Source organism: Paenibacillus sp. CFBP 13594, from assembly GCF_014842675.1.
In the GTDB taxonomy this organism is placed as follows: Bacteria; Bacillota; Bacilli; order Paenibacillales; family Paenibacillaceae; genus Paenibacillus; species Paenibacillus amylolyticus_B.
The window spans coordinates 497,702-516,720 of the sequence record NZ_JACYVQ010000001.1; the positions used below are offsets into that span (position 1 = coordinate 497,702).

The window sequence follows — 19,019 nt, forward strand, 5'->3', positions numbered from 1 at the left end:
GTTTGCTGTTATTTTAACCAATTTGACTACATATTTCATGTAAGTGTGAGCAATATCATTGCTTTTTAAGTGATAAAGATTTATTATTATATTATAATGATTATAAATAAGGATTAACTGAAACCATGAATTCGTACGATAAACGTAAATTTCAATGAATATAAATCGGAGGTGCGACCTGCTATGGCAAGTAACCGGGACAAGTCCATTTCAGAACAAATCTTTCACATTAAAAATCAATTGGTTGAAAAAGGATATAAGTTAACACAACAACGGGAAGTTACTGTACGTGTATTGCTTGAACATGAAAAGGATCATTTTAGCGCAGAGGAAGTATTTCTCCTGGTTAAGGAGCAGTTCCCTGAGATTGGATTGGCTACCGTATACCGCACTCTCGAATTGCTGAGTGACCTTCAGGTCGTTGAAAAGATTAACTTTGGTGACGGTGCTGCACGTTTTGACCTGCGAAGTACAGACGGCTCCCATCACCACCATCATTTGATCTGTACAGAATGTGGTAAAGTGGAAGAGATTATGGAAGATGGTCTGCTTCGTTTGGAACAACAAATCGAGCGTCAGTATGGCTTTGCTGTTACGGATCATCGTCTGGATTTCCAGGGTGTATGCAAAGAGTGCAGACAAAAACATGTATTAAAAGAACAAGCAGCAGGATAATTCATTTCGGGAAGGTGCTCCCGAATCCAAAATCTGATATAATGAGTTTCAGAAGCAAGGGGCTTCCGTCGGCGGAATGCCCCTTTTTGCCGTCATGCGGACGGTGAAGGAGGAGAGATGGACGGATGAAGACACTGGTTATAGCGGAAAAACCCGACATGGGTCGAACCATTGCCGCCGTCATAGAACCAAAGGCCAAGAACAATCGCACGTATCTGGAGGGTGAGCATTACATCATCACTTGGGCGATAGGGCATTTGCTTGGACTGGCTGAACCGGATGCCTATGATACAAAGTACAAACGCTGGAATATAGCGGACCTGCCAATCATACCCGATCAGTTCAAGATTGTACCCAATCCGAGGACAAAAGATCAGCTTAAAATGATTGGAGAACTGGCAAAACGGGCTTCAGCGATCGTTAATGCTTGCGATGCAGGGAGAGAAGGTCAGTACATCTTCGCCCTCATACAACAGCAATTGAAGCTGCGTCAGCCTGTAAAGCGTTTATGGATATCGGATTTGACAGCAGAGAGCATTAGACGTGGTTTTGATGGTCTGAAGGATGCCTCTGAATTTGAAAATCTGACCCATGCTGCTCGCGCCAGAAGTGAAGCTGATTGGCTGATCGGCATGAATGCCTCGCGGGCGTTTACAACCCGCCATAATGCATTGTTGTCCGTAGGCCGTGTTCAGACGCCCGTACTCGCGCTAATCTACGATCGGGAGATAGAGATTGAAGCGTTCCAGTCACAGACCTTTTATGAAGTAGCCGCCTGGTTTCGGCAGGAAGGTGTCGAGTACCGGGGACTGCGTCAGGGAGATAAGTTGACCGATGCCGAGGCAGCAGAGGCCATTGCAGCCAGTGTGAAGGGCAAGACAGGGCAAATTACCAAATACGAAGCAAAGCAGACGAAGGAGTATCCGTATCGTTTGTATGACCTGACCCTTTTACAGCGTGAAGCCAATGCCAAGTTCGGATATGGAGCCAAAAAAACACTGGATATTGCACAGGCCTTGTATGAAAAACACAAGGTGATTTCGTATCCGCGGACAAACTCCAACTATGTTACAGAACAGAATATTGAAGGTATGCACAAAACACTAAACCTGCTTAAAAATGGTACCTATAGTGAGCTTGCGCAAGGGGCCAAGCCAGAGCTTGTTCATAAGAATAATAAAGGGGTATGTAATCCGAGCAGGGTTGAGGATCACCATGCGATCCTACCTACTTTGAAGCGACCAGGTACCTTATCCAAGGATGAGCAGAACATCTATGATTTGATTGTCAGACGTTTCTTGTCTCACTTTTATCCTCCGGCGGAGTATAAGCAACATACCGTGCTCACCGAAGTGGAGAAACATCAGTTTAAGACATCTGTCAAAGAGCTGCTGTCCCTCGGATGGAAAGTGGTTCTTGGTTCTGGAGATCAGGAACAGAGCGGTGCAGGCAAGAAAAAGACCAAGAAAAACGGCAATGAGGATGAGGAAGCTGAAGAGTGGACGGACAAGGCTTTTGCTGTACAACCTGAATTGCCTGTTCAATGTACGAAGAGTGAGTTCAAGGAGAAGGCGACCCAGCCTCCCAAAAGTTATACCGAGGGAACATTGCTCAAAGCGATGGAGAGTGCAGGCAAGCAGATCGAGAATGAAGAGCTGCGAGATGCGATGAAAGATAGTGGTCTGGGTACTCCGGCTACACGTGCGGCTACAATTGAACGCCTCAAAAACGTAGGTTACATTACGCTGCAAGGGAAGAAAATGCAGTTAACGCTCAAAGGCAGAACAGCTATTGAGTTGATTCGCCGTGCGGGTGTAGATCTGTTAACTTCACCTGAGATGACCGGGCAATGGGAAAGAAGATTATATCAGATTTCCAAAGGTGAGGCGGGTCAGGACAAGTTCATGGAGAACGTCAAGAAATTCACCTTGTCCATCATTGAGAAAGTGCGTGTACAAGCTCCTGCTCCAGCAGATGCTTTTGGAGAAGATTCACGGGCAGGAAGGGGGAAAGGCAAGGGAGCCAGAACCCAAGCTGGCAATACAAGGACATCTGCCAAGACGGCTAGTGGCAGTTCAACTGTAAAAACGTCCCGTCAGACTTCGGCATCTTCGTCCAGAGCTGGCAGTGGGAAAAGCACGACCACCAAGGCACCTTCCTCAACTGCGAGCCCAACCGGAGTGAGAGAGTTACTGGCACCTTGTCCTTCTCCCGGCTGTACGGGTCAGATTATAGAGGGCAAGAAGGGTTATGGATGCTCACGTTTCAAGGAAGGCTGTTCATTTGTGGTCTGGAAAGAGTATGCAGGCAAGAAAATCACCAGTACGATGTTAAAATCGCTGATTGAGAAGGGCAGTACCCAAGTACTGTCGTTCAAACGAAAAGACGGGAGTACGGTGAAGGCACGGATTATTTTGCAGGACGTAGTAACAGGCAAGTTATCTGGTGAGAAACAGGATGCTTGATGTTAGTTAACAGTTAACATACAGTAAAAGGACCCTTATCCAAGGGTCCTTTTTTGTTGCTGCTGTTGTATATTTTCGTGTATGACTTTTGGTACCTCTTCCAGTGCAGTGATGGTATACATCGATGTTTCCGGATTAGGTTGAAGTTCCACGATGTTGTATTGCCATTCATTTGGTTGTTTGATATAAATGCTGTGAATTCCGGCTTTTACCGCGGGCATAATGTCTGTCCGCAGTGAGTTACCGATCATCCAAGTTGCACGACGATCAAACGGACCGTTAGACAGAATGCCTTCCAGTGCCTCGACGTTTTTGTGTTGTCGGATATAGATCCGATCATCAAAATAAGCCGAGAGTTTCATCTGATCAATCTTGCGCTGTTGGATCACGGTTTCGCCGCCAGTATATAAGTAGAGGGAATGTCCGGCACCTTTGAGGTTCTCAAGCGTTTCAACCATATGAGGGTAGGGTTCAACCTCCTGATCGTACACACTCATACCCAATTTACTCAGATAAGACTCTTCTCTGGGAGAGGTTAATCTGGCGAACTTGCTGGAGAAATAACGATAGGTATCAATCAGGGATTGCGGGAAATGATGACTCGCAAAACCAAGCTTGTTCACTCCGGTTACATCGATCTCCAGCTGTTTTTCCCGAATCTCTTGTGTTGTCAGAGAATGTCCATCAAACCACTCTTGCATATTCTCAAAGAATTCTCCCAAAATCAGGTTGAAGTACTTGTTGCAATATACGAGTGTATCATCAAGGTCAAACAAAATATGTTGTTTCATTATTTTCATGATCTAACTCACTCCTTGTAGCCAGTAAATCCACAATGGTTCAACTAAATTAAATGCGAATATAGGATTCCAGGAACATATTCAACTCAGATACGCCATCCGGCCGAATACTGTATTTCTCTTTACGGTTACTTCCGAGCAGATGGGTCCGTAGCAGACCTGCGATGCGTAGCGCCATCACCTGGTCTTTGACCGTGTCTTCGTCTTTACCCAATTCTTCACACATCTCAGCGAGGGATTTGGGTTCATCCGATACGTAACGAAGCAGGCGAAGTCTTTCGGGATCAGCTAGTGCATGGGTAAAACGTAAAAGACATGTTGGTGGCTGGTCTTCATTCTCTTCTGGTGCATCTACGGGATACTGCATGATCATCATACCCTCATAGAAACAGTACATATTAATAGGGCGATTGTGCACCGTTGGAAACAGGATGACTTCGTTCAGTCCAGGCATCGGTTCAACAAGAACGCCCGCTGTAGCATATTCTATAAGAAGTTCAGGACCCATTTTATCAAGCAAAATGCGTTTTTCTTCGGCATCTTCTTCAAGCCACACACGCTGATCTTCGCTCATATTCTGACAGTAGTTTTCATCCCATAGTCGCAATAATGGGACATAACTGTTCCGAATGCGCGTAGATTCTTCTATTGTAAGAGCCGGCAGAAGAGGAGACACACGTTCAAACAGGTCTTCCGCTGTCAATCCGGCAAGCATGTCCAGGAAATCACGATTCTCCGATGTATCATTTTGATAGGCTGCCCATGCAAACAAAACATCAAAATCATCAAAAGGCCAAGTGGCAGCAGGTGCGAGAGCAGCTCGTACATTGGAACTTAGTTTGCCTTCCACCTCCAGAATCCATTCAGGACCAATATCCAGATGCTGAATCCATTTTTTCGTGACATAAACCAGAAAGCTGTTAAGCATTTCATATATCGGTGAAACATCAATTTTCACATGATAAGCCATATGTTGCAGAATCCTCCCGTCACATCTAAATGTACGCAGCGACTTAACCTCTATTATGGCTTGTTTTGCAGGGCGTTGTCCACTATAATGTTCAAGTCCGGGGCAAAGCCCTGATCTTTGAATAGCAGTTTAAAACCATATGTATACCATACAAAAGTCGTCAGCGATGGCGATTTTTCTTTGTGTGCTCGCAGGAGGAATGAATTCGTGTCATCGATTACTCGTCCCAAACTATCACACTCGACAGCCAACTATCTCATTTTGATTACGGTTATTGTGGTGGCGGGAATAAGTCAGGGGCTTTTGCTGCCTGTGCTTTCGATTTTTTTGGAGCAAAAAGGGGTTTCGCCAGGTTTAAACGGATTAAACGCCGCCGCGTTGTACATTGGGTCTTTTGCCATGACTCTCGTTGCGGAACGGTTATTGGGAGCATTAGGGTTCAAAAAGCTGATTGTAGGTGGCCTGATATTAGTCATGGTCCCATTAATACTATTTCCGTATTTTCCAGATATTAAAATATGGTTCATATTGCGTCTGATCGTTGGAATAGGAGACAGCGCACTTCATTATGCGGCTCAGCTCTGGGTGCTACTTGTTACCGCTCCTGAAAAGCGTGGACGCTACATATCACTATATGGCATGTCCTACGGTCTCGGATTCAGTATTGGTCCACTGGGAATTAAGCTGCTTGGCTTTGGTGATGCTGTCCCTTTCTGGGTCTTGTTCATATGTATCGCAGCAGTACTTATACTGGTATTAATGAAGCTTCCGAATACGAAACCGGAAAAAGCAGAGCATGGCCAACTGCCGGAACGTCGCTTCCGTCGAAGTCTGGCATGGGCCTGGTATGCACTTTTACCAGCACTCTTATACGGATATATGGAGGCTGGCATGAATAGTAACTTCCCCGTGTATGGCCTGCGTATTGGGTTCGACACCGATCAGATTTCGTCGTTGCTTCCCTTTATCGGGATTGGAGGTTTGTTCCTTCAATTGCCTTTGGGTATGTTGAGTGACCGATATGGGCGAAAGAAGGTATTAATGTTTGCGGGCATCAGCGGAGGAATCATCTTCATGCTGGTTCCAGTCGCAGGTACGCATTTCTGGTGGACGCTTGTATTGTTAACAATCGCAGGCGGCCTGGTCGGCTCCTTTTTCTCACTGGGCCTGGCCTATGCCGCAGACATTTTGCCTAAAGTGTTGCTGCCTGCAGCCAACGTTGTGGCTTCCTTTCATTTCACGATTGGAAGTATTATTGGACCGAATCTGGGCGGTCAGATGATCAACTGGATTTCACCAGGAAGCATGTTCACATTGCTGGGAATCATGTACCTTCTTTTCGGCGTGGCAGGTATATTATTTCGTCGTAAACCTGAGTTCGAATCTGTGTTAAAATAGAAGCTGGTGTTCGCATGGAAATTGATGTCCATTTCCGAGTACACTAGTGGTAGGGAAAAACATGGACAAGAGGAGACATCGCGATGATCAGAGTAGAGAACTTGAGTAAATCCGTTGGCGTGGACCGCGTTCCCGTTCTACGGGATATTCGATTTGATATGCAACAGGGTGAGATGATAGCTGTAGTTGGCTCAAGCGGTAGTGGTAAAAGCATGTTACTTAAATGTTTGGCCATGATGGAAAAATGGGATTCCGGCCGGTTTACGGTGGATGGTGCTGAGATTTTGAAAGAAGGCTGGTCTGGAAAACGAAAAATCAAACGGGAATGGGCATACTTGGAACAGAATCCAGAATTATTTCCGAGACGTACGGCTCTTAAAAATGTATTAATCGGACGATCGGGTCAGACTCCCGTATGGAGAATGGTAACCGGTATGGTACGTTCCGATGATTATATGGGTGCTATGGATTATCTCGAAGGATTGGGATTACTCGATAAAGCACATCAAATCGCAGAGAAGCTCAGTGGTGGCGAGAAGCAGCGTGTCGCCATTGCAAGAGCACTTGCTCATGGTGCCAAAGTGGTTTTGGCCGACGAACCTGTAATTGGTCTTGACCCTCATACAGCAGATTCGGTGCTGGAAACGCTGCGCAAATTATGTGAAGAAGAACGTGCAACAGTCATTGCAGTATTGCCAATTGAACTTGCTGAGAAACATGCCACACGGATCTGGGGATTGGCAGACGGCAAGATTGCTTTTGATATTCGTGGACGAAGACTGACACAGCAAGAAAAAAACCAGATTTAAACTATTGAAAAGAGTGATGAGATTGTTTAATTCACGGTGGGGACGCTTCATTGCAGCAGGAACTATGGCAATTATGCTTGGTTCTGTTCTGAGCGGATGCACAGTCATAAGTGACCCCAAGGGTTTGATGAGAAAACCAATGATGTCCACCGATAAGGAGAAACTGTACAACGTGGTTCAGGTTAAACTGCCGCCAGAGAGCACGTTGATTCGTCCCAAGGATATGAATAATACCAGCATGATTCGGGTGGAAGACTTGAACGGGGATGGAACTCGGGAAGCGATTGTTTTTTATGAGACACCAAATGAGAATGTGCGAATCCATGGCATGATTTTGGAAGAGCAGGGAGGCACATGGGTTAAAAAACTTACATTTGATGTACCGGGAAATGAGTTGCAATCCTTTAAAGTTTTGGATGTTACGAATGACGGAAATCCAGATATTATTCTTGGTGTAAGTCTGCAGGAGCAGAAAGCCCTGACTGCATATTCCTACAAGGGCGGGGCACTGGAGCAGGTCTTGGGTGGAGTTCCGTATAATCAATATATCATTGATGATGCGCAGGGGAACACGCTGGATTTGAGCGGAGATGGTAAGAGTGATTTTGTTATCATTTCGCTGAACAACAGCGGTTTTGCAACGATTGCGTTATACCAGTACGAAGATGGCAGCTTCAAGGAAGTTGATCGGGTGCAGACCGATTATACCGTTAAAGAAGTTTATAATGCTCTGGGCGGGGAGATCGCCAAAGGACAGATGGGCATTGTACTGGATGCCGAGCTGGATGATCGGAGTTCCTTCTCGCAAATTATGTATGTTAAAGATAACAAGTTAGTCAATGCTTTCAAATCACCGGATCAAACGTATAGAGATGACAAAATTTTAAGCGGTGATGTTGATAATGATGGTATTATTGAGTTTGGACTTAAAGAGACTCCGAAAGGCTGGGAGCATTACGTATTTGACTCTCGGTTGTGGTTTTACACCTATTATCAATGGGATGGCAAAGACAGCAAGAAATTTGTCTCATTCCAATTCCGGGATGATGCTGATTTATTTCATCTAAATCTCAAACCAGAGTGGTACGGTAAGATCACTATTGATACCAAATCGGAAAAGGAAAAATATATTCGATTTAAAATGATTGATACGGACGAAACCGTAGCAGAGATCAAATATTTCACCCTTTCCAAGTGGGAACAGGAGAAGGGTAAAAGCTGGAAGGAAATTATGCGTACCAAAGATCGGGTTATTGCTTCACGGGTAGCACAATCAGAGGCGGGTAAAGATGCACTGAGCAATACTTCTCAGCTGAATAGAAAGGGAGAACTTAATGAGTAAAGTACTTATTCTTGAGGATGAAGAATCCATCCGCAGTTTTATAGTGATTAATTTAAAGAGAAACGGATTCGAAGTGCTTGAAGCGGGTGACGGTCATGAAGCGCTTCGTATACTGCAGACAGTACCGGATATTGATCTGGCTCTGCTGGATGTCATGGTACCAGGTATTGATGGATTCGAGGTGTGTCGACGGATCCGTGAAACCAATGAACGTTTGGGCATCATCTTTCTGACCGCGAAAGTTCAGGAACAGGATAAAGTGTACGCACTCTCCGTTGGTGCAGATGATCACGTCAGCAAGCCTTTCAGCCCAACAGAGTTGATTGCACGTATTCAGTCATTGTTGCGTCGTGTGAACGTGCATCGGGAAACTGCGGCGAAGGTTACGTTCCAATCCGGACCATTTTCACTGGACCTGATCTCGAAGCAATTCAAGAAACAGAATGAAGCCATTGAGCTGACTCCAACGGAGTTTTCCCTGATTCAGTTTTTCCTGGAAAAAGAGAATACACCGCTCAGCCGCGATGTATTGTTAGATCATGTATGGGGAAAAGAGTACATGGGTGATCCCAAAATTGTGGATGTCAACATTCGTCGTCTGCGTCAAAAAATTGAGAACAATCCTTCCGAGCCCGAATACCTGCAGACTGTATGGGGTCACGGGTACAAATGGAAGGGCCGGGAGCAATGATTAAAAAAGGCATTACTCGGCAGATCGTACTACATTATTTCTTTGTAGTTTTTCTCGCTCTGCTGTTGGTCGAATTCGTATTTATGTTGGCAGTTCAAAGGTATTATTATGAGAGTATCTACAATACGATTAGTACCCACATTTCTAATTCAAAGGACTTTTTCGAGCCGATCGCTCGTGAGAATACTACGGAGGATGGCAATAATCTGTCCAGACTCCTTGTGAATTTGGCATTGTCCAATACTGAATTGGAAATTTTGGATCTGAACGGGCGCGTATTGGCGAGTTCGACTGCTTTTGAATCTGACCGTGCTGTGTTGCAAACCAGTGATATTATGCAGGCTCTGAATGGGGATATGGGACGCTGGATTGGAAGACAACCAGATACTGGAGAATCCGTCATGGCCGTTTCACACAAGTTTGATCTGGGCGGCGAAAATACTTATGTTATTCGATATCTGACATCACTCGAAGATGTGAATTCAAAGCTGTTGAATATGGGGCTACTTGCCGCTGCGGTCGGTGTTGGCGTGCTTGCTATAGTGTTGATCATCAGTATTGGTATGGCAAATTCCATTGTACGTCCAATCAACAACATCACCGCAGTATCTGCCCAAATGGCCAGAGGACGGCTGGATGTCAGGGTTAAAGGGAATTATAAGCACGAACTGGGCGAATTGGCATCAACACTTAACTTCATGGCACATGAGATTGTGCGGAGTAATCAGATCAAGGATGATTTTATCTCCTCCATCTCACATGAATTAAGAACACCTTTGACCAGTATCAAAGGCTGGAGCGAGACACTGGATTCAGGCGGTTATGATCCGGAAGAAACCCGTATCGGTATGGGTATTATCTCCAAGGAAACCGAACGACTGATTGGACTTGTTGAAGAGATGCTGGATTTCTCCAAATTGCAGCAGAATCAGATGAAGCTGGTCAAAGGAACCGTCAACATTCGTGAAATTGTACAGGAAACGATGTTGAATGTCTGGGCCAAAGCGGAACAAAAACAGGTCCATCTCAAGTTGGAAACGGACGAGACTCGTGCTTATAATGTCCATGGAGACGGCAACAGACTGAAACAAGTCTTTTTAAACGTTGTGGATAATGCGATCAAATTTTCACATGAGAATTCCTGGATCTTCTTGTCGGTCAAAGAGGAGAATGGTCAGATCATTGCAGCTGTTCAGGACACCGGTATCGGCATCAGTGAGGAACACCTAATTAAAGTGCGGGACCGCTTCTTCCAGGTGAATCATCAGAATGGGGGAACGGGACTGGGGCTTGCGATTACGCAGGAACTGGTAGAACTGCATGAGGGAACCATCACGATGCAGAGTGAACTTGGATCTGGTACAACCGTGACGGTTACATTACCGGCTGTGGCTGAGGAGATGGGTCCAGAAGAATCTGTAACCGCGTCTGGTGATGCTGAAGTCACAGATGAGCGAACAGCAAGCGATACAAAATCGGATCTAGAAAAGTCTTAAGGTTTTAAAAGATAAGCGATTTTTCTACCTGATGATCGAACATGTACACTTTATAACATCCATAACACAAAAAAAGGCGAGCCATCTGAGGCTCGCCTTTTACATATTATGTTTACTTCATTATGAAGAAAGTTCACCAGTGCGCAGGCGTCCACTTTTTTCATATACTTCTTTCAACATACGAACAGGTTGTGTACGGACTGCAGGTTTGGCAGAGATGATCTCGTTAGGTCCAACGACTACAATTTCATCCGCCGTACCTTTAACGATTGCACCGTCCTTGATTATTGCACCTTCACCGATGATGGCACGTTCGATGTGAACCCCACGGCCTATACGTGCGTTAGGCATAACAACACTGTCTTTAACCTCAGAGCCTTTACCCACTTCTGCGCCGCAGAAGATAACGGAACGTTCTGAACGACCTTCGATTGCACAAGAGTCGTGAATCATGGAAGTAACATGTTCGATCTTTGTATGTCTTGCTTTGTAAGTACTTGGTTTGGAGCGCCAGTCGCGAGTAAACATCGGCCAGTTTTCTTTTTGCAGACTCCAGTCTTCCTCGTTGTGTAACAGATCCATATGTGCATCCCATAGGCTCTTAACCGTACCTACGTCTTTCCAATAACCATTAAAGTTATAGACAAAGAGGGGATTATTTTCGTTCAACATTTGAGGAATGACATCTTTACCGAAGTCATGGCTGGATTCAGGGTTAGCGGCATCTTCCATGAGATGGCGTTTCAGATAATCCCATTTGAACATGTAAATGCCCATTGAAGCCAGATTACTTTTTGGTTCAGCCGGTTTCTCGGCAAACTCGGTTACACGCAAATCAGCATCGGCAGCCATGATCCCAAAGCGATGTGCTTCATCCCATGGAACTTCCATAACTGAAATCGTTGCTGCGGCATTATTGGCTTGATGAGCCTCCAACATATCACGATAATTCATATGATAAATATGGTCACCCGACAAAATTAGAACATTTTCGGGGTTTTGTTGATCAATATAGTCGATATTTTTATAAATAGCATCCGCCGTTCCCAAGTATTCGTCATTTCCTGTATGATAAGATGGAAGCAAGGAGATTCCTGCCTCACTTGAGTTACCGTGTCCCCATGGTTCTCCTCCACCGATATGATCGTGTAAAGATTCCGCCTGGTACTGCGTCAATACTCCTACAGTATCGATCCCTGAGTTTACGCAGTTACTGAGAGGAAAATCGATGATCCGGTAGTGCCCGCCAAACGGTACAGCGGGTTTTGCGATACTTGAGGTTAAAGGGGCTAATCGCTTCCCTTCTCCTCCCGCCAACAGCATAGCGATGCAATTTTTATTAAACATAATCGTTTCCCTCCCAAAATATTGTGCATTGTAGTACATCATTAACGCAAAGTAGAGCAGATGAAACGATTGTTACTGTAAAAATTCTGAAAATGTACAACATTTTCTAATTCACCGCATTTTTCTTTTCAACTTGGCTAGACTGGGGTAATGGTTACTGTTATATCTATTTTCTTGAGAAGAAGGTGATCTCTTGGCCATTCAACCGTTAGCACACCCGGACATATTGCCGGAGCATATTTATTTATTTCATGAAGGTAACCTTCATCACAGTTATCGAATGTTGGGCGCGCAGCCTGAGACTTGCGATGGCCTTCAGGGGTATCGCTTTACCGTGTGGGCACCAAATGCCGTAGAAGTAGGACTGGCTCTGGACCGCAATGAATGGAAAGGCGAAAAGGAACCTTTATATAAGATACCCGAATCAGGATTTTGGAGTCGTTTTTTTCCGGAAATCAGCGAAGGAACTTTATACAAGTTCCGTATATTAACGGAAGATGGAACAGAATTGCTCAAAGCGGACCCATATGCGTTTCAAGCAGAGGTTCGACCTCAGACAGCCTCTGTCACCAGTTCGATCGAAGGGTACAAATGGAATGATGGAGCCTGGAGACGCAAACAACGTGCCATGTATAACAAACCTCTACATATTTACGAAATGCACATGGGAACCTGGAAGCGCAAAGAAGACGGAAGCCTCTATAGTTATCGAGAGATGGCTGATTTGCTTGTTCCTTACTTATTAGAAATGAAATATACACATGTTGAAATGATGCCCCTCAGTGAGCATCCATATGACCTTTCGTGGGGCTACCAAAACACAGGGTTTTATGCGCCGACTAGTCGTTATGGGCATCCAAAAGATCTGATGTATCTGGTGGATACACTACATCAGGCTGGGATTGGCGTATTGCTGGATTGGGTACCTGCACATTTTGCCAAAGACGCTCATGGGTTGCGTATGTTTGATGGTACGCCTTTGTATGAGTATGCAGATCCGATGTTAGCAGAGAAGCCAGGCTGGGGTACACTTAGCTTTGACTATTCGAAACCTGAGATTCGTTCATTTCTGATCTCCAATGCATTATATTGGATGGAGATGTATCATTTTGACGGACTCCGTGTTGATGCGGTTACGAGTATGCTTCGGCTTGATTTTGAGAAGCATCCAGGACAATATCGTACCAATGATGAAGGTGGTCTTGAGAACAAGGAAGCTGTAGCCTTTTTGCAGCAGCTGAATGAGACAGTGTTCAAGTATTTCCCTTATGCATTGATGATGGCTGAAGAATCCAGTGCATGGCCAATGGTGACTTTACCTGTAGATGAAGGTGGTCTGGGCTTTAATTACAAATGGAACATGGGCTGGATGAACGATACGCTTGATTACATGGAATCTGATTTTCATGAGCGTCCTTCCAAACATCATTTGCTGACTTTCCCAGTCGTATACTCCTTTGCTGAAAATTATGTGCTACCTCTGTCACATGACGAGGTTGTTCATGGCAAAAAGTCGCTCCTCGACAAGATGCCAGGAACTTATGAGCAGAAATTTGCCGGCATGCGTGCTTTTCTGGGCTATTTTATGACTTTCCCAGGGAAAAAGCTGTTGTTTATGGGTGGAGAATTTGGCCAGTTCATCGAATGGAAAGATGAGGATCAACTGGATTGGTTCTTGCTGGATTATGACAGTCACCGCAATTTGCATAAGTTTGAGCGTGAGCTGTCTAACCTGTACTTGAGTGAAAAAGCTTTGTGGGAGCTTGATCATTCCTTGGACGGTTATGAATGGATCACTCCGGATGATCAGGACCAGAGTGTCATTTCATACGTACGCAAAGGAAAAAAACCTGCGGATACACTCCTTGTGCTCATTAACTTTCAGCCGGTCAAGCGGGAGCGTTACCGGATTGGTGTCATGCGTCCCGGTATGTATACCGAAGTACTGAACAGTGACCATTCCGTTTACGGCGGTTCAGGCATTACTAATGATATGCAACTGCCTACCGAAAAGATTCCTTTTCATGGGCATCCGCATAGTCTCGAATTGGTATTGCCTCCGCTTAGCATCGTGATTCTAAAAAAGAACACACGTCGGAAAACGGATGAATCACCTGCGAGCATAACTTCCGTCAGTTCAAAAACGAAGAATAAAAATGAAAGCAACACGCTCAAACCGAAGAGGAGGACAAAGGCATGAATATTCTATTTGCTGCTGCTGAAGTACATCCATTTATCAAAACAGGAGGCCTTGCTGACGTAATCGGTGCTCTCCCGTTTGCATTGAAGAAGAACGGGGCAGATGTGCGGGTGATTATGCCTAAGTACAAGGGTATTCCCGATGAATATAAAGACGCATTACAGCCCGTAATTACAACGGATGTGCCTCTTGGCTGGCGCAGACCCTATTGTGGAATAGAAATGCTGGTTCATGATGGGATTCCAGTATATTTTGTGGATAATGAGTATTATTTTGGGCGTGATGGAGTGTACGGTTATATGGATGATGGCGAGCGTTTCGCCTTCTTCAACCGTGCAGTTCTCGAAGTGTTGCCACAGATTGAGTTCAAGCCTGACGTGTTGCACAGTCATGACTGGCATGCAGGAATGATTCCTTTGGTGCTTGAAGCCCATTACAGACATGATTCATTCTACAGTGATATTCGTACGGTATTCACCATACATAACTTGTTGTACCAAGGGGTATTCCCGCATGAGTTATTCAGTGATATCCTTGAACTGGACGATCGATATTTCACCGTGGATGGAGCCGAATATTACGGTAACGTCAATTTCTTGAAAGCAGGAATTGTGTATGCTGACCATGTGACAACCGTAAGCCCAACATACGCACAGGAAGTGCAAACGTCTTATTATGGATACGGACTGGACGGACTGCTCAGTTCGCTTGGAGATCGTTTCAGCGGGATTGTGAACGGGATTGATACCAAGAGTTACAACCCGGCAACGGACACCAAAATTCCAGTGAAATACAGAACAAGTCTGTCCAAGAAAACGGAGAACAAAATTGAGCTGCAAAAGGAACTTGGACTTCCTGTTCGCCCTGATGTACCACTTATGGTGATGGTGACAAGGCTCGTGGACTCTAAGGGGCTTGATCTGGTCTGCCGTATCCTTGATGAATTGCTGTACTATGATGACATTCAATTCGCGGTACTGGGAACAGGAGAGCCGATGTATGAACACTGGTTCCGTGAAGCCGCTAATCGTTATCCGCTCAAAATGTCTGCCCAGATCACGTTTAACGATGGGTTATCCCGCCGTTTCTATGCAGGCAGTGATATCTTCCTGATGCCATCGAGGTTCGAACCATGTGGTATTAGTCAGCTACTGGCTCTGCGATATGGTAGTGTGCCTCTCGTAAGGGAAACAGGCGGTCTGAACGATACTGTGCAGGCATACAATGAGTTTACTGGAGAAGGGAATGGTTTCTCATTCACAAGCTTTAACGCACATGATATGATGAGTACCATTCGGCGTGCTGAGGAGATCTACAAACAGCCAGAACACTGGAAGAAAATCGTGAAAAATGCAATGGGCGGAGAATACAGCTGGAACGTCTCAGCTGAAGAATATATGGACATTTATCGTCGGATCACACTTGACCCTGTAAATTGATGTAGTTTTGAATGAGTCACAGCATTCCTGCTGTGGCTTTTTTTAATTAAAAAACAAAACACTTCCAAAGTTCAGAATGAAGTATCATCTGAGACGGTGGAAGTGTTTTTCTTTTTTTAAGATGACTGTCTGAATTCAAACCTCAGTTGTGTAGGATGGTCGCCGGGTCAAGCTGTCTATACAAAATGCGGTACCCATAGGGGTCAAGCTTAATATTCATCATTCCATCGGTTGGAAACACAGGCTCTTCAGTTAATGCATCCTTCCAGTCTTTTGTTTCCATGGGATGAGAAAGCGTTCGATCTTGAGGTGTATTGTTCATTCAAACGGTAAAGTGAAGGTTGTCATCCACACGCTCGTACACGATACAGGGATCATTGTGATCAGCCTTGAGGAATCGGAAGCGTCCTTTGCGCAGGGCTTCATTGCTTTTGCGTAAATCGATCATCAGACGATAGAAATCATACAATTCTCTGTCTTGCTTGGCGGGGTCCCATTCCATACATTTTCGACAATCCGGGTCAGCATCACCACTAATCCCAACTTCGTCGCCGTAGAAGATACAAGGTGTACCGATATAGGTGAAAAGAAATACAACAGACAACTTTAATCGGCGTTTGTCTTCTCCTAACCGGGTGAGCAGTCGTGGGGTATCATGGCTGCACAGCATATTAAAGATCACTTCGTTGGTTTGTTGCGGATAGCGCATAATCAGTGAACCCATCTCGTTGGCAAAATGATAACCATCCATTGAACCACAGAAGAACTGAAGTACTTTGTCGGCAAATGGATAATTCATGACGGAATCGAATTGATCTCCCATAAGCCAGGTCAAGGAGTCGCTCCATACTTCACCAACAATATAGGCTTCAGGATTCGCTGCTTTAACAACCTTGCGAAAATCACGCCAGAAATGGTTGTCCACTTCATTCGCTACATCCAGACGCCACCCATCCAGCTTAATTTCCTTGATCCAGTACTCAGCTACATCCAGTAGATATGCCTTAACCTCAGGGTTGGCTGTATTGAACTTGGGCATGTTGCCATAGAACCCAAATGTATCGTAGGTTGGTATACCGTCCTTGATCTGAACCGGATATTCATTGATGTGGAACCAATCGGCATACTTAGAGTTTTTTCCATTCTGGAGTACGTCTTGAAAAGGAGGGAAGTCTTCGCTGCAATGGTTAAACACCGCATCAAGCATGACACGTATACCCAGGCGATGACATTCTTCTGTCAATTGTTTGAGCAGGGCATTATCGCCGAAATGAGGGTCGACTTTTTTATAATCAATCGTGTCGTATTTGTGGTAAGAATTGGCCTGGAATAACGGGGTAAAGTAAATGGCGTTCACGCCAAGTTCAGTTAAGTCATACAGATGATCCAGCACACCTTGCAGATCTCCACCAAAATAATTGTCCAACTCAGGTTTGCCACCCCAGTCATGAGTTTCTTTTGGATTCAGCTTTGGATCTCCATTAGCAAACCGTTCCGTCATGATCTGATAAAAGACAGCTTCTTTGGCCCACTCGGGCACCTTAAACACATCAATTTCATGTATATACGAGAATTCATAATATCCTCCAGTTGGATAGGGGGTTTCATAATGAATTCCATTATCCGCAAGAAAAACATCTTCTGAACCGGCAGTTATCCGAAATATATAGGTGAGACGTTTGAATTGTGGCTTGACGGCAGCCTCCCAATAATCAAACATGTTATCCGAAGCAGCCTTCTCCAATTGAATTTCCTTGTATGTTCCGTTCCAATCGTACTTATCTCCGGTCAGTGCAGTCACGTATTGCACATCATTACGTTTGGTTCGTACGCGCAGATGTATGGTAGTCGAATTATAAGCATAAGCCCATTTGTCACGAGGAACATGATACATGGCTTCGAGCAGCATGACAGCACCTCCTGAATATAGGATAAGTTATAAAAACAGGTCTTTAGAACACGCACTTATAGTTATAATTAACCAAGTTAGCCAGCAAATGAATCACATTTACTGTAATAAAATGTATTGTTTTCATCGTTTTCAAAGGTTTCTTTCACAGCATTTCCAGCTTTGTGCTGAATATACTTACAGCTAATTTAGAAAAAAGGGTGCCCTGAACAGCTTGGAATTCAAGATTGTTCAGGGCACCCCTATATAACATGTTGAAAGTGAATTTTAGCGAATAGCTTGCTCAAACTCCGTGCGGATGGTTTGAAGCAGCTCTGGCTGACTCAGTACGTCATAGGCTGTTGTAGCAAGTGCCTTTGCTCCCAGAATCATGCCATCCAGCGCGCGCTCCTGAAGTGCAAGGTCACGGAAGGCTATGGAGTGCAGGGTATGAACCTCATCCACAACACGAATGTAGGGATGGATTGCAGGACATTTCAGGGAAACGTTACCGATGTCCATAGAGCCGTGATCATTACCACTCACAATCTCTTCTTGGGGGATACCAAGTTCCATCAGATTTTGACTAAACGCAGCTGAGAATGCTTCATTGGTAACCATCTCGTCATAGGACGTTTCATAGTTGGATGTCACCAGCTTGCATCCTGTCTGGAGAGCAGAACCTTCAGCGATCTGAATCACACGTTCTGTGAGGATATTCAGTTCTTTGTGAGTTGCTGCCCGTACATAAAATTGTGCTGAAGCATAGTCGGGAATGATATTAGCTGCCTGACCTCCGTTGTTGATCACTCCATGAATGCGAACGGTACTTTTCACTTGTTGCCTGAATGCATTGATTCCGTTGAACGTTTGAATGACGGCATCAAGAGCATTAATACCTTCGTGCGGACTTGCAGCAGCATGTGAAGATCGGCCATGGAATTCAAATTGCACTGCATCAATAGCCAGCGAGCTGCCTGACTTTTCGTAGGCATAATATGGATGCGCCATGAGAGCGACATCACAGTCATCGAACAAACCTGCTTCAGCCATCGGTACTTTGGCACCACGTGTCTCTTCAGCGGGGGTGCCAAACACTTTAATCGTTCCACCTACTTCATCCAGAATGGATTTCAGCCCAACAGCAGCTCCAAGACTCATCATGCAGATCAGATGGTGACCACAAGCATGACCAATCTCCGGCAAGGCGTCATATTCACACAATAATGCAATGGTAGGGCCGGGTTTGGCCGCTGAATAGGTTCCGATAAAGGCTGTCTCCAGTCCAAGGATTGGAGCCTCTACAGTGAAACCGTGGAAGACCAGTTCTTCTTTCAAACGGGCAGAAGCGAGATACTCTTCATTTCCCAGTTCGGGGTTGGCACCGATATATGATGAAATGGCTTTAAAACGGGAAGCATATTGATCAATAACCGTCAGAATTTGTGATTTGTTAGCTGTCATTAGTAAACTCCTTATGCAAAAATGAAAATAATTCA

13 protein-coding genes and 1 pseudogene are annotated in these 19,019 nt (G+C 44.9%); 9 read left to right on the forward strand and 5 right to left on the reverse strand.

Going from position 1 to position 19,019, the window contains the following annotated elements; translation table 11 throughout:
* Nucleotides 1–183 precede the first annotated feature (183 nt).
* Nucleotides 184–675, forward strand: coding sequence for a ferric iron uptake transcriptional regulator (gene fur / locus IFU39_RS02400; protein WP_036613667.1), 492 nt, complete (start codon nt 184–186; stop codon nt 673–675).
* Nucleotides 676–800: 125 nt separating this feature from the next.
* The gene (locus IFU39_RS02405; RefSeq protein WP_192131097.1) at nt 801–3,140 is read left to right on the forward strand and encodes a type IA DNA topoisomerase; all 2,340 of its coding nucleotides are present in this window, start codon (nt 801–803) and stop codon (nt 3,138–3,140) included.
* Between the two features lie 35 nt (nt 3,141–3,175).
* Here the strand turns inward: IFU39_RS02405 and IFU39_RS02410 are convergent, their stop codons facing one another.
* Together IFU39_RS02410 and IFU39_RS02415 are read right to left on the reverse strand one after the other, a co-directional pair.
* The gene (locus tag IFU39_RS02410; RefSeq protein ID WP_047843374.1) at nt 3,176–3,940 is read right to left on the reverse strand and encodes an HAD family hydrolase; all 765 of its coding nucleotides are present in this window, start codon (nt 3,938–3,940) and stop codon (nt 3,176–3,178) included.
* Between the two features lie 49 nt (nt 3,941–3,989).
* Nucleotides 3,990–4,910: an ArsR/SmtB family transcription factor gene (locus IFU39_RS02415; protein WP_091020742.1), complete on the reverse strand. Its 921-nt coding sequence runs from the start codon at nt 4,908–4,910 to the stop codon at nt 3,990–3,992.
* Between the two features lie 207 nt (nt 4,911–5,117).
* Between IFU39_RS02415 and IFU39_RS02420 the strand changes: the two genes are divergently transcribed.
* The 5 genes from IFU39_RS02420 to IFU39_RS02440 all read left to right on the forward strand — a co-directional run bounded on the left by IFU39_RS02420 (nt 5,118) and on the right by IFU39_RS02440 (nt 10,646).
* On the forward strand, nt 5,118–6,308 hold the full coding sequence (locus IFU39_RS02420) for an MFS transporter (RefSeq protein WP_192131099.1): 1,191 nt from the start codon (nt 5,118–5,120) through the stop codon (nt 6,306–6,308).
* Between the two features lie 83 nt (nt 6,309–6,391).
* Nucleotides 6,392–7,117, forward strand: a complete 726-nt coding sequence (locus tag IFU39_RS02425; RefSeq protein WP_091020744.1) for a phosphonate ABC transporter ATP-binding protein — start codon at nt 6,392–6,394, stop codon at nt 7,115–7,117.
* Nucleotides 7,118–7,133: 16 nt separating this feature from the next.
* A complete protein-coding gene (locus IFU39_RS02430) occupies nt 7,134–8,459 on the forward strand; it encodes a hypothetical protein (protein ID WP_192131100.1) in 1,326 nt (441 codons plus the stop codon).
* Nucleotides 8,452–9,150 (forward strand): response regulator transcription factor, encoded by a 699-nt coding sequence (locus IFU39_RS02435; protein ID WP_017688086.1) that lies wholly within the window; start codon nt 8,452–8,454, stop codon nt 9,148–9,150. Before IFU39_RS02430 ends, IFU39_RS02435 begins: the two co-directional genes overlap by 8 nt.
* A complete protein-coding gene (locus IFU39_RS02440; RefSeq protein WP_192131102.1) occupies nt 9,147–10,646 on the forward strand; it encodes a sensor histidine kinase in 1,500 nt (499 codons plus the stop codon). The genes IFU39_RS02435 and IFU39_RS02440 overlap by 4 nt, the downstream gene beginning before the upstream one ends.
* 120 nt (nt 10,647–10,766) lie before the next feature.
* Here the strand turns inward: IFU39_RS02440 and IFU39_RS02445 are convergent, their stop codons facing one another.
* Nucleotides 10,767–11,993 carry a glucose-1-phosphate adenylyltransferase gene (locus IFU39_RS02445; RefSeq protein WP_192131104.1) on the reverse strand — a complete coding sequence of 409 codons (1,227 nt, stop codon included), beginning with the start codon at nt 11,991–11,993 and terminating at the stop codon, nt 10,767–10,769.
* A gap of 193 nt (nt 11,994–12,186) precedes the next feature.
* Between IFU39_RS02445 and glgB the strand changes: the two genes are divergently transcribed.
* A complete protein-coding gene (gene glgB / locus IFU39_RS02450; RefSeq protein ID WP_192131105.1) occupies nt 12,187–14,193 on the forward strand; it encodes a 1,4-alpha-glucan branching protein GlgB in 2,007 nt (668 codons plus the stop codon).
* Nucleotides 14,190–15,632: a glycogen synthase GlgA gene (glgA, locus tag IFU39_RS02455; RefSeq protein ID WP_091020749.1), complete on the forward strand. Its 1,443-nt coding sequence runs from the start codon at nt 14,190–14,192 to the stop codon at nt 15,630–15,632. The genes glgB and glgA overlap by 4 nt, the downstream gene beginning before the upstream one ends.
* Nucleotides 15,633–15,774: 142 nt before the next feature.
* Here glgA and IFU39_RS02460 read toward each other — a convergent pair.
* Both IFU39_RS02460 and IFU39_RS02465 read right to left on the reverse strand, forming a co-directional pair.
* Nucleotides 15,775–17,541 (reverse strand): annotated as a pseudogene (locus IFU39_RS02460) (alpha-glycosidase).
* A 267-nt stretch (nt 17,542–17,808) separates the two neighbouring features.
* Complete coding sequence (locus IFU39_RS02465) at nt 17,809–18,984, reverse strand: M20 family metallopeptidase (RefSeq protein WP_192131107.1); 1,176 nt, start codon at nt 18,982–18,984, stop codon at nt 17,809–17,811.
* Nucleotides 18,985–19,019 lie beyond the last annotated feature (35 nt).

Coding starts and splice junctions, on each gene's coding strand:
- fur (WP_036613667.1), top strand. CDS start 184: ATGGCAAGTAACCGGGACAAGTCCATTTCAGAACAAATCTTTCACATT.
- IFU39_RS02405 (WP_192131097.1), top strand. CDS start 801: ATGAAGACACTGGTTATAGCGGAAAAACCCGACATGGGTCGAACCATT.
- IFU39_RS02410 (WP_047843374.1), bottom strand. CDS start 3,940: ATGAAAATAATGAAACAACATATTTTGTTTGACCTTGATGATACACTC.
- IFU39_RS02415 (WP_091020742.1), bottom strand. CDS start 4,910: ATGGCTTATCATGTGAAAATTGATGTTTCACCGATATATGAAATGCTT.
- IFU39_RS02425 (WP_091020744.1), top strand. CDS start 6,392: ATGATCAGAGTAGAGAACTTGAGTAAATCCGTTGGCGTGGACCGCGTT.
- IFU39_RS02430 (WP_192131100.1), top strand. CDS start 7,134: ATGAGATTGTTTAATTCACGGTGGGGACGCTTCATTGCAGCAGGAACT.
- IFU39_RS02435 (WP_017688086.1), top strand. CDS start 8,452: ATGAGTAAAGTACTTATTCTTGAGGATGAAGAATCCATCCGCAGTTTT.
- IFU39_RS02440 (WP_192131102.1), top strand. CDS start 9,147: ATGATTAAAAAAGGCATTACTCGGCAGATCGTACTACATTATTTCTTT.
- IFU39_RS02445 (WP_192131104.1), bottom strand. CDS start 11,993: ATGTTTAATAAAAATTGCATCGCTATGCTGTTGGCGGGAGGAGAAGGG.
- glgA (WP_091020749.1), top strand. CDS start 14,190: ATGAATATTCTATTTGCTGCTGCTGAAGTACATCCATTTATCAAAACA.
- IFU39_RS02465 (WP_192131107.1), bottom strand. CDS start 18,984: ATGACAGCTAACAAATCACAAATTCTGACGGTTATTGATCAATATGCT.